This is a genomic window from Bacteroidales bacterium (genome assembly GCA_014860575.1).
Taxonomy (GTDB): Bacteria; Bacteroidota; Bacteroidia; order Bacteroidales; family JAAYJT01; genus JAAYJT01.
Genome location: JACZJK010000012.1, coordinates 19262 through 31249 on the forward strand (window position 1 = coordinate 19262; position 11988 = coordinate 31249).

8 protein-coding genes are annotated in these 11988 nt (G+C 43.4%); 4 read left to right on the forward strand and 4 right to left on the reverse strand.

What is annotated here, in order from left to right; genetic code table 11:
* Positions 1 to 145: 145 nt before the first annotated feature.
* The 3 genes from IH597_02495 to IH597_02505 form a co-directional block, all read right to left on the reverse strand.
* Positions 146 to 1174: an SPASM domain-containing protein gene (locus IH597_02495; protein MBE0661312.1), complete on the reverse strand. Its 1029-nt coding sequence runs from the start codon at positions 1172 to 1174 to the stop codon at positions 146 to 148.
* A complete protein-coding gene (locus IH597_02500; GenBank protein MBE0661313.1) occupies positions 1174 to 2271 on the reverse strand; it encodes an AI-2E family transporter in 1098 nt (365 codons plus the stop codon). Before IH597_02500 ends, IH597_02495 begins: the two co-directional genes overlap by 1 nt.
* Before the next feature lie 82 nt (positions 2272 to 2353).
* Entirely contained in the window at positions 2354 to 5443 is a 3090-nt protein-coding gene (locus IH597_02505) for a PD40 domain-containing protein (GenBank protein MBE0661314.1), read from the reverse strand.
* Positions 5444 to 5716: 273 nt separating this feature from the next.
* Between IH597_02505 and IH597_02510 the strand changes: the two genes are divergently transcribed.
* Positions 5717 to 7093 (forward strand): tryptophanase, encoded by a 1377-nt coding sequence (locus tag IH597_02510; protein ID MBE0661315.1) that lies wholly within the window; start codon positions 5717 to 5719, stop codon positions 7091 to 7093.
* A gap of 240 nt (positions 7094 to 7333) precedes the next feature.
* On the forward strand, positions 7334 to 9448 hold the full coding sequence (locus IH597_02515; GenBank protein MBE0661316.1) for a T9SS type A sorting domain-containing protein: 2115 nt from the start codon (positions 7334 to 7336) through the stop codon (positions 9446 to 9448).
* Between the two features lie 4 nt (positions 9449 to 9452).
* Here the strand turns inward: IH597_02515 and rlmN are convergent, their stop codons facing one another.
* Positions 9453 to 10496: a 23S rRNA (adenine(2503)-C(2))-methyltransferase RlmN gene (rlmN, locus tag IH597_02520; protein ID MBE0661317.1), complete on the reverse strand. Its 1044-nt coding sequence runs from the start codon at positions 10494 to 10496 to the stop codon at positions 9453 to 9455.
* 157 nt (positions 10497 to 10653) lie between these two features.
* Here rlmN and zupT point away from each other — a divergent pair, with 157 nt between their 5' ends.
* Together zupT and arsC are read left to right on the forward strand one after the other, a co-directional pair.
* Entirely contained in the window at positions 10654 to 11478 is an 825-nt protein-coding gene (gene zupT, locus IH597_02525; GenBank protein MBE0661318.1) for a zinc transporter ZupT, read from the forward strand.
* Between the two features lie 79 nt (positions 11479 to 11557).
* The gene (gene arsC / locus IH597_02530) at positions 11558 to 11899 is read left to right on the forward strand and encodes an arsenate reductase (glutaredoxin) (protein MBE0661319.1); all 342 of its coding nucleotides are present in this window, start codon (positions 11558 to 11560) and stop codon (positions 11897 to 11899) included.
* The last annotated feature ends 89 nt before the right edge of the window (positions 11900 to 11988 follow it).

Consider the following 11988-nt stretch of genomic DNA (forward strand, 5'->3'; position numbering starts at 1 on the left):
GCAAAAATTCCAAATTCCATATTCCAAATTCCAAGAACTACCAATTAACAACTAACCACAGCATCACCGTATCACTGCATCACAGCATCACAATTCATACAAACAAACCCACAAGTACAAAGTGCTTACGGAGTTGACCCGACTTTTATTCATGGCAGTTTCTGCATATTTCAATATCCTTTCGGGAATGTAAGAGTTGCCGGCGGAATTTGTCCGCTTCAGCTCCTTTCCAGATTTCTTCAAAGCCTGATTCCTGAAGATTTCCAAAGCAATAGGATGCGTCTTTGTCGTAACAGCAGGGCACAACCTTGCCATCCCAGGTGATAACGGATGAACTCCACATCCTCCAGCAGCGGTTATGCAATTTATTTTTGATGGCGTATTTGCCATTGCCGGCCAGGCGGTAGCGCGAATATTTATCGAGGCTGGTCATGTATGGACTGCCTTCCTCAAAGTCATAGTGTTGCGCGGTTTTAAATTCCAGTACATCGGCGCCAAGTTCCCGGCTCAGCAGGGTCATTGCCTCGAGTTGGTGCTCATTTTGTTTGAACACAAGAAATTGTATGCAAACCAATGGTTTGTGCGAACCCAGTTCCTTTTTCTTCGCTGTAAGTTGTTTTATTCCCTCAACGACCTTGTCAAAACTTCCTCCTTTGCGGTAATTCAGATAGGTATCGGCATCAGCACCGTCAAGGGAAATAATGATTTTATCGAGCCCTGATTCTATTGCTTTTGTTGCATTTTCGAGGTTCAGAAAGTGTCCGTTGGTGGAAGTGGTAACAATCATCCGGCGTTTTTTCGCCAGTTTTACCATGTCAATGAAATTGCGGTTCAAAAAGGGTTCGCCCTGGAAATAGAAAGTTAACCATGAAACTTCACGGGGCAATTTCTGGAGATAATAATCAAATTGTTCAATGCTGAGTTTACCGGCAGGTCGTTGCAATGTTCCCCTTCCCGTTGGGCATTCAGGGCACTGAAGATTGCAGGCGGTAGTTGGTTCAACCGAAACCGCCACAGGAAATCCCCAATGACGTGGATGTTTTTGAAAACCGGCCAAATGATAGCTTAAACGAAGTTTTAGATAATTGATCAAACGACCTGCTGTAACATTTCGGATCAAACCCGACCAAAAATACAATACTGCTTTGAAACCCCGGATTGAGAGTATTTCCATCACGTACGCATCCGTTCTGTAAGTTTCTGAACCAATCTGAACTGGCTCATAAACTGGCTTGCAATAACACGTATAACCGTATAAGTTGGAATAGCCAGGATCATTCCGATTACACCGGCGAGGCTGCCACCCATTAAAAGCACAACAAATATTTCAAGCGGGTGAGCTTTAACACTGTTTGAATAAATAAAAGGTTGCAAAACCATATTATCAATTAGATTGGCCACGGCAAAAGTACCGGCAATGATGAGGGTAACACTCAGGATCTGATCATACATAGCGCTACTTATTACTGAGGTGATGCCAAGAATTATTCCCATTGAAGCGCCAATCACGGGACCCAGGTAAGGGATAATATTCATCATTCCTCCTAGAAACCCTATCAGCAGGGCATTTTCAACCCCGAAAATGGTAAGACCCACACTGATGAGAGTTATCATACTGAAAACCTCGATGCAAATTCCAATGAAGTATCGGGTAAGCAGGTATCTGCTTTCAGCAAATACATTTCTTGTTTCTAGGGTGTATCTTTCGGGCACTATTAATTGCACAAACCTCGAAACGATGTGCTTTTCCTTTAACAGGAAAAATGTAATGAATACAATTGAAAATATTCCAACAAATAATGATCCTGCAAAAGCGAGGATATTGTTCAGGAAATAGGAAACCCTATCAAGATTTATCAGGTTCTCAATGTTCTCGTTGATGAAAGCAACCAGGGTTTGCTCACGTCCAAGCAAACCGGTTTTGTGCATGGTGTTTTCGAGCCATAGCATGGCATTACGAAGGTTCTCATTAACGCTATCCATATCTATTTGCGAAATCAATGCAGCCTGGTTCGTAACGAGAGGAATGAAGATACTTATAAAAAGGCCAAAAGCCGTAAATATAAACAGAAGTGCAAGAATGCAACTGATAGTATGAGGCATCCTGAAACGTCCGATACGAATATTGTCGAGGATTTTAACTATCGGACTCCCAATCATTGACAACACCATAGCAATCAGAAAGTAAGCAACAATAGCAGAAAAATACCAAGCCATAAAGCCCAGCACGGCAATGGTTGCAATGGTTCCTGCAATCTGGGAATTTTTCATTCCTTTAGAGTTTGAATGGTTCGATCACGAGGCAAAGATAAACAACAATTGCCCTGTGGATGAAGAATTTTACACACGTCAGTTACCAGCCAGGCAGGAAGTTTAAACCAAACACGCCTTTGCTTATGCCTTGATGAATAAAGGGGAAGGCGTAATAGGGTTCAATCACCATAGCGCCGAATAGATTAATCCGGATACTGGCTCCGGTGCTGAAAACCGGAAAGCGCTTGCCTTCTTTTATTTTATCCGGATCAATGCTTGGCTGGCTTTGGCTGTCCCAGGCCAGGCCGCCATCAAAAAACAACGCCGCCTCAGTAAACAGAAATCCAGATGGAATTAAAGCCAGGCGCTTTGGGCCTGTTAAAGGCAGTCTTATTTCTGCTGAAGCAAGGGCTACACGGTTGCCGATAAGCATGTTAAACAGGTTTTCATCCTGAATGAACATTTCGTTATCGTACAGACTTCTTGAACCATAACCCCGAACCATTCCGGGATATCCCAGAAAGATTGGATAAAACAAACTGTTATCGGAGTTCTTACCATACCGGCCGTAATGCATCAACCTGAATGCCAATGAAAATGGCTGAAGAAATATGTATTTCCTGTAATCGGCATTGGCAGTAAATAATTTCATTTTGCCCAGGTATTGATCCATCTGAAAGCGGAATCTGTGACCCATCATTGGCGATGCCAAACCGAAAAATGAATTATCACTCACATAAGCACCGGAAAATTTTTGCAGGTTGAAACCATCAGGCTCTTCCTCTTTTAGCCTTTCGCGGCTCTGACCAATGCGGAAGTTACCCTGGTAATAATTTTTTATAACATCAATACGATAATAATATAGTGAAGTAGAGGCAGAAACTTCCAGCCGGCGCGTAGTTGATATCGGATACCAGGCAAATACCGACAGTTGATCTTCAAAAGTCCGCCAGTTGATCAGCTCTATTGTTTGTACGATCCTGGGCTCATCATCGGTTCCGATGTCTTCTGAACCATACTGCAGAAATGCAGAACGGTAGGGAATATGGCTGATGCCTGCACCCCATTTTATCCGGTTTTTTTGGTTCAGGTAAGCAAGCTGTGCGCCAAAATCATAAATCTCGCCATTGAGCGCTAACATTGTGTATAACTGGTTGTTTCCGAGCACATCGCCAAAGAGCATAAAAACGCCCCCTGCTGCACCTCTGCCATAATTACTGGCGGATATACCAACGCCGGTATTACCAATATAATCCAGTTTGAACTGTGGGCGATAAGGTTTAACCTGGAATGAATCAGCCGGATAAACCGGGGTACCAGGGTTTTCCGCTAGGTTGCTGTCAACAATGTTGAAAACCCTTCTGTGCAAAGGTGGTAGTGTCGCTGCTGTGAAATCAAGAAATCCGGGATCAGCCTCAGTGCGGGGAAATTCTTCAACACCTGCGGAAAAGATGGTAAAGTTTCCTTTTTCGTAATAGGAATAGGCAACCTGGTTTTGCTTCCAGGATATACTGATTGCAGGTGAGAGCGCTGTGATCCCGCTGATCCCCGTTGAGTAATCACTGAGCTGAAAAACTTTGCCTTCCTGCAGGTCATACTCGTAGAGGTTTCTGAGTCCATCGCGGTTTGAAAGGAAATAGATTGATTGACCATCAGCAGAAAACACGGGGTTCACATTATCGGCTCCCATAAAGACCGGAATGATTGTTTGCTGGTATGGATTTTCGATATCCAGGTAAGCAAGATTAAAATGATAGTTTACATCTTGCGATGGATCGCCAGGTTGCTTGCGATCCGTTGCAAACACAATGGTTTTACCATCAGGCGACCAGGTGGCATGAAGGTATGAATAGTAATCATCGGTAAGCGCTGTGGTTCTTCCTGAATCCAGGTTATAAACATAAAGGTCAGAACGTCCGTTTTTCTGACCGGTGAAAAGGATGTTTTTCCCATCGGGCGACCATGACGGATTATTGAATGCCGGGATGTCGTCGAATTCTATAAGCACCGGTTTCCTGAGCCTGTTCACATTGATGATGGCAAGTTTGTTTTTACCTTCGCTCACAACTACGTAAGAATAGTTTTTACTATCAGGCGACCAGCTTCCCACCGATTCAAAAAAATTAAATCCATCAATATCCTGGCTTCGTGCATTGCTGGTCAGCCGCTTTGCAATGCGGCCGGTAATAGCATCGGCAATGTATAGGTCGAGGGTAAAAAGACGTTTTTCGGAGAAAAAAGCAATGTACTTTCCATCAGGGCTATAGGCGGGTGAAATATTCATTTCACCAGCCGTACGATCGAAAATCAATCTCTTTCCGGTCATTTGCCTTACTGTATCAGAAATATAAGAAGCATAATGTGATTCGAGAGATTCTCTCCACATGTCAGAGATCTCTTTATGATCCTTTTTCAGAACATTCTTAAAGGCTTTTTCGTGACCCCATAAAGCAGTCTGGTAGAACAAAGGCCTGATGATTGTGTCGCCCCAGGTTCCGGCTACAAACGACCAAAAAGAATGGCCATAACGATATGGGTTGTACTTGTAACTGCGGGTCATTTCCTTTATGGTTGGAAAATCATCGCTTGCCAATGCATCGCGTATGATCAAGGCGGTATGGCTATCTATACTTCCTACTGACAGGTATTCGGCCATGCCTTCCACCATCCATAAAGGAAGGTTCTGGATGTTTCTGAGCGATAAGGAATCGTCCCAGATGAGCATATTAAACTGGAAAGCATGTACAAGCTCATGCCCAAGCACATGGTCGGTTTGTGGGTTGGTTTCAAGAACGGGCATCACAACACGGTTCTTCAAAGCCTCTGTTACACCTTGTGTTCCGATTCCAATTGAACTTCCAACAGCAGTAGTTTGCTGAAAATCGGGATGGGTTTCATAGATGATGATTGGATTCCTCTCCTTAAGGGTATCACCAAAAATATCCTGATGTCTGTTGTACCATTTTTCGCTCTGGTTTGCCAGTTGCGAAACGATTGAATCATCGGTGAGGTAATGATAGATTTCAAAATTCGGGCTTTGGTAAACCTCGAAATCAAAAGTACGGTAACTGGGTTTGTTCCGGCCGAACGACTGCGCATGTGAATACCCTGAAATTAGCAGCAGCACAGCAGAAATTATAATTGTGGAAGTCAACTTTGTATTGTGAATCCGGGTTGAGGCATTTTTCATCGTTCAAAGTTTTAATTAATTGCGAAGCCATAAACCTCAAAATATGTGCCATTTGAGATTGAATTTGCCATTGACTTCATTCATAACTATAAGCAGGATTCTAAAATATTTCTATATCTTTGGCCCTCAAAATGAGCTGCAATGATTTCTGTTCGGCTACTATATCCATCAAAGGAAAATATTTTGGTAAACATCAAGAAAAGAGATGAAATTACCAGGTAGGAAACCCCTAACCTGGTGCTTCATTGATGTTTAACTTAAAATATTAAATCCATGGATTTCCCTTTCGCCGAAAGCTATAAAATGAAGATGGTTGAAACCATCAGCAAAAGTTCCCCATCTGAACGCGGGAACTGGATCAAAAAAGCCCATTATAATCTTTTTAACCTCAGGAGCGAACAAGTTTTTATTGACCTGCTTACTGATAGCGGTACCGGAGCCATGAGCGACAAACAATGGTCGGCCATGATGCTTGGCGACGAAAGTTATGCCGGCGCTTCATCGTATTACAAACTAAAAGAGGCAATCAAGGACATTACCGGTTTCGAATATTTCCTTCCAACCCACCAGGGAAGAGCGGCAGAAAATGTGCTGTTCAGTGTGTTGGTCAAAAAAGATCAATTGGTCCCGGGCAATGCACACTTCGATACCACCAAGGGGCACATCGAATTTCGCAAGGCCAAAGCTGTGGATTGCACCATTGATGAAGCTTCCGATCCGGAAGTGATACACCCATTCAAGGGAAATGTTGACATCAGCAAACTACAGGAAGTTTTGCGTTCGAACCCAAAGTCAAACATTCCTTTTGTGATCGTTACAATTACCTGTAATACTTCGGGTGGGCAGCCGGTTTCCATGAAGAACCTTCAGGAAGTATCGGCAATTGCAAGGGAATATGGTATTCCCGTAATCTTCGATTCGGCACGCTTTGCTGAAAATGCTTATTTCATTAAGACCCGGGAAGAGGGTTATGCTGATAAATCCATCCGGGAAATTGTGCTGGAAATGTTCAGCTATGCCGATGCAATGACCATGAGCAGCAAGAAGGATGCGATTGTAAATATGGGTGGCTTCATTGCCATGCGCGATGAGAAGTTGTTTCGCAAGGCCAGCGTTTATAATATTATGTTTGAGGGCTATATTACTTACGGTGGAATGTCGGGCAGGGATATGAATGCCCTGGCGCAAGGTCTCTATGAAGGGACTGACTTTGATTATCTTGATACAAGAATAAAACAAGTAGCTTACCTGGGCGATAAACTCATTTCCTTTGGCATTCCAATTATCAAACCCAGCGGAGGCCATGCCATTTTTGTGGATGCTCTAAAATTTCTGCCCTATGTTGCGCGCGAGGAATTCCCGGCACAAACCCTTGCCATTGAGCTTTACCTCGAAGGCGGAGTTCGTGGAGTGGAAATCGGCGCCCTGATGGCCGACCGCGATCCCTGCTCGCGCGAAAACCGCTATCCAACACTTGAAATGGTGAGGCTGGCGATTCCCCGCCGGGTTTACACCAACAATCATATGGATTATGTGGCGGTAGCGCTTGCCAATGTATTTGAGCGAAGAAACGAAATCAGGACCGGGGTTCGTATCATCAATGAAGCTCCGATTTTAAGACATTTTACGATAGAGCTGGTTAGAATCTGATAAGCTCAGACGCCTTGATGTTTTTGTTATAATTTGGGTGTGAAATAGCTTCGCATCCTATGGACAAGGAATATAATTCTAAGAATTCCTTTCCCTGATTCCTCATTTCGGTCAATTACCTGCATTACAATTCGGCCAGCTTGTAGCAGTCTTTGTTAATAAAACCACAAAATGCAGTAAGGGTAAAACGTTTTTGGTTTGTCACAATGATGTCTCATCATTTTAACCGGGAACAAACCAATGAAAAAACTCATTTTTCTGTTCACATTGATATCAATGTCAGTTACCGGCCAGCAGTGGTACTGGTCCAATCCTTATCCACAGGGAGAAAACCTATGGGGCGTGCATTTTTCCGATTCATTGTGTGGGTATGCCGTAGGAAGCTACGGAACTATCATCAAGTCAACCGATGGCGGCATTCAATGGACATTACTCCAGAGCGAAATAACCAATACATTAAATTCGGTTTATTTTCTTGATTGCGATTATGGATTTGTGGTTGGCGCAAATGGTTCAATCTATAAAACCACCAATGGTGGTGTTAGCTGGGAGCAAGGCAATAGCGGAGTTACCGGTACATTATGGTCTGTTTTCTTTATTGATTATGATATTGGCTTTGCAAGCGGAACGGATGGTATTTTTTTAAGAACGATTGATGGGGGAGATTCCTGGGAACTAATCGGAGTAGGTACGACTGCATGGATTAAGACAGTTTTCTTTACGAGCGAACAAACAGGTTTCCTTGGAGCTTACGAAGGTAAAATACTCAGGACACTGGATGGTGGTTCAACCTGGGCGCCGCGGGTTAATGTGCCCAACAACAGAGTGAATGATATTTACTTTCTCAATGCCGATACCGGGTTTGTTGTTGGTGGCAGGCCTCCAACCTCAGGTTCGTTCTGGAGGCCCCTTATATACAGAACTTTTAACGGAGGGCATTCCTGGCAGGAAATATTCTGTGATGGATTTTATGCCCTGAATTCGGTCAGATTTCACGACTCAAATCATGGATACGCTGCAGAATCACATAGCAGAATGATGATCACGAATGACGGAGGTTTAAGCTGGGAGTTAAAACACATGGCCCAATCCGCTTCCATTCTTACTGCAGTTAGCTTGGTAAATCAAAATACTGCCATTTCTATCGGAGATGCCGGAGCTATTTTCCGAACCTCTGATGTCGGAAATAACTGGCAAGCAATTCATGGGAACATAGAAGTGTTGTTCGATATTAAGTTCGTTGATCAAAATAAAGGATTCGCTGTTGGCACAGGTAAAACTATTTTGAGAACTCTTGATGGAGGCAATCACTGGGAAACATTTTCCTCTGAGCTTTGGGGAGGGTATTATTCTATTTCATTTCCTGATAGCAATAATGGTTATATTGCTGGCACCAGCGGTACGGTTCTGAAAACCACCGATGGCGGCGATAACTGGCTTCAACTCTCAACAGGAATAACTAACTCCCTGTTAGCAGTACATTTTTCATCACCTCTCCATGGTTGCGTGGTTGGAAATAGTGGCACCATTCTGACCACACAAAACGGCGGCCTGCATTGGGATTTATTCACAGGCATTATTGACTGGGATTTACGTGCAGTTCATTTTCCTGATCAGCAAAATGGCTTTATTGTTGGAGTCTCTGGCACAATTCTTAAAACCATAAATGGTGGCTTGACTTGGGAGCGTCTGACGGATATTACTCAGCAGCCTTTGAATAGTGTACATTTTGTTGATGCCAATACGGGTTATGTTGCCGGCAGATTAGGAACCATCATGAAAACAACTGATGGAGGTTTAAATTGGGAAATTCAGGAAAGCGGAACGGACAAGTGGCTTCAATCCGTTTTTTTTCTCGATGCTGATAATGGGTATATTGTTGGAGATCAAGGTTTGATTCTTCATACTGACGATGGTGGGTTGAATTGGTTGACTTTGAATAGTAATACAAGCCATAGCCTCTTATCTGTTTTCTTCCTCGACCCTAATACCGGTTTTGCTGCCGGAGTCTTTGGAACCATACTCAGGACTTTTGAAACAACTGTGGGTTCAGAGCACATCGAGAAACCAGATCACAATTCAAATATCATTTGCAATCCTCATCTTAATCCACTTTCCACAGAAACCACGTTTCACGTTGAGTTATCTACACCCGCAAGTATCACACTCGAGATTTTTGATATACACGGTACTAAGATTGCAAGTATTTTTAACGGACCATTGCCAGAAGGCAATCACAGACTAAAATGGAACAGGCATAATAATAGAAACCTTAAATTGCCTGCAGGCATTTATTACTACTCAGTCAGTGATTCAGAATCCAGGGTTTCGGGTAAAATCATAGTTGTGAATTAGCGCTCTATTCAACTCCGTTTTGTTTTTTCAAGAGTTCTTTTGTTGAGAGCAAGCCGCAAGCCGCATCAATGTCCTGCCCACGCGATTGGCGCAAGGTGGTCATAATTCCTTTTTCTTTCAATGCTTCACGGAACCAGGCTATGGTTTCATCGCTTGAAGTTTCAAGTGGAGTGCCGGGAATAGGGTGGAACCTCAAGAGGTTGATCCGGCAACGGATGCCATTGAGTACTTTGGCAAGTTCCTTTACATGCCGTGGTGTGTCGTTCAGGCCTTTGAACATAATGTACTCAAAGGAAACCCTGCGCTGTCGTGTAAAATCAAAATTCCGGATCGTATCAAGAACTTCTTTGAGCGGATAAACACTTTGAATGGGCATCAGTTTTTTACGATCCTCTTCAAATGGGGAATGCAGGCTAACCGCCAGGTGGCACTGACTTTGCTCCAGGAACGCTTTCATTCCTGGAATAATGCCGATGGTGGAAACTGTGATGCGTTTTGCGCTCATCCCAAAACCATACTCCGAGGTCAGAATCTCAAGGCTTTTCATGGTTTCATCCAGGTTATCGAAAGGTTCGCCCATGCCCATATAAACGATGTTGGTGAGCAAATGCCGTTCCGGTAAACTTCGGACCTGGTTCAATATCTCACCCGCCGAAAGCTGTCCCTGAAAGCCCTGTTTGGCGGTCATACAAAACAAGCAGCCCATTTTGCATCCCACCTGTGTTGAAATGCACAATGTGTGGCGATCCTCATCGGGAATGTATGCAGCTTCGACAAATTTGCCGGAAAATGAGCGGTACAGGTATTTTTTTGTTCCATCGTTTGAGGTTTGAACCTTTTCAGGCGCTGACAAACCAACCTCAAATTTGTCGTTAAGTAATTGGCGGGTTTCCTTTGAGAGGTTAGACATTGCATCAAAATCAAGCACATCTTTTTTGTAGAGCCATTCAGCAAGCTGTCGGGCAGTAAATGCAGGCAGGTTAAGTTGCAGCACAACTTCTTTGAGCTCTTCCAGGGTTTTCCCGAACAAGCGGTCTTTTGGTATAATGTCTTTCATGAGCAAGTATCGCTTTTAAACAGGATAAGCATCCAAATCTACGTCTTTTTATCGAGCAATGATCCGCATGGACGGGATAAAACTATTTTCAGGATTTGGCGTTTATGAAATCCAAAGCTTCCGTAAATTGCACACTCAAATTCCTGGCATGGACTCTTTTGATCTCAATACCATCCTTATTGCCTTTGGGCTTACCCTTTTTGCCGGTTTAAGTACCGGTATCGGCGGCGCTATTGCATATTTTGCCCGTTCAACAAACACGCGCTTTCTTTCACTTTCACTTGGTTTTTCAGCAGGGATCATGATCTATGTTTCTTTTGTTGAGATTTTTTTTAAAGCCAAAGATGTTTTAGTGGAAGAAATGGGAAATCAGGGAGGATACCTTGCCACTGTTGCTGCATTTTTTGGTGGCATGCTCCTTATCGGGATAATTGACAAATTTGTGCCGGATGTTGAGAACCCGCATGAGATTCACAAAGTAGAAGAAATGGATCCTGAACTGATTGCTAAAAGAAAGAAAGAAAAGCTGATCCGCCTAGGCAAATATTCGGCGCTTGCCATCGCCATTCACAATTTCCCCGAAGGACTTGCGACTTTTACTGCTGCTTTGTCCGACCTCAGTCTCGGCATTCCTATCGCTATTGCCATCGCCATTCATAACATCCCGGAAGGAATAGCTGTTTCGGTTCCTGTATTTTACGGCACAGGCAACAGGGGCAAGGCTTTCAGGCTATCTCTCTATTCGGGTCTTGCCGAACCGGTTGGCGCAATTATTGGGTTTCTTATTTTATTGCCCTTTATGAGCCAGATAGTTTTTGGAGTGCTCTTTGCCTCGGTAGCCGGCATTATGGTGTTCATATCCATTGACAACCTATTGCCCACAGCCCGCGAATACGGCGAGCATCATCTAACTGTTTACGGGGTGATTGCAGGTATGGCAGTAATGGCGCTCAGCCTCGTTTTATTTGCCTGATCAAACCTTCATCTGGTTTTAATGTTTACAAAGTATCATGACATTAGATTCATAATTCAAGATTCTATATTCAATAGTTATGGTTAGAATTTATCACAACCCCAGGTGCCGTAAATCAAGAGCCGGTCTTGACTTTCTGAACCAAAATGGCTCTGATCCCGAAGTAGTTGATTACATGAATAACCCACCCTCTGAAAAGGATTTAGAGAAATTGTTGATTAAACTCGGGAAAAAACCACATGACATTGTAAGAACCCAGGAAGAGCTTTACAGGAAAGATTATAAAGGAAAGAACTTAAGCGACACTGAATGGCTCAAAGTGCTGGTTCAGAATCCTCGCCTTATCCGTCGCCCTATTGTGGAAACCGATAACAAAGCGGTAATTGGCGATCCGGTTGAAAATATTAAAGAGATACTGTAACATTTATAATCACACCATAATTCAAATCTATTAGATTAGTGGCACTTGGAACCTTTGCGTCTTAGTGGCGAACTTTCAATCACCATCTT

What these genes read in the sequence shown, in the direction of transcription:
- zupT (MBE0661318.1), top strand. Translation starts at nt 10,654, where the DNA reads ATGGACTCTTTTGATCTCAATACCATCCTTATTGCCTTTGGGCTTACC.
- IH597_02505 (MBE0661314.1), bottom strand. Translation starts at nt 5,443, where the DNA reads ATGAAAAATGCCTCAACCCGGATTCACAATACAAAGTTGACTTCCACA.
- IH597_02500 (MBE0661313.1), bottom strand. Translation starts at nt 2,271, where the DNA reads ATGAAAAATTCCCAGATTGCAGGAACCATTGCAACCATTGCCGTGCTG.
- IH597_02495 (MBE0661312.1), bottom strand. Translation starts at nt 1,174, where the DNA reads ATGGAAATACTCTCAATCCGGGGTTTCAAAGCAGTATTGTATTTTTGG.
- IH597_02515 (MBE0661316.1), top strand. Translation starts at nt 7,334, where the DNA reads ATGAAAAAACTCATTTTTCTGTTCACATTGATATCAATGTCAGTTACC.
- IH597_02510 (MBE0661315.1), top strand. Translation starts at nt 5,717, where the DNA reads ATGGATTTCCCTTTCGCCGAAAGCTATAAAATGAAGATGGTTGAAACC.
- arsC (MBE0661319.1), top strand. Translation starts at nt 11,558, where the DNA reads ATGGTTAGAATTTATCACAACCCCAGGTGCCGTAAATCAAGAGCCGGT.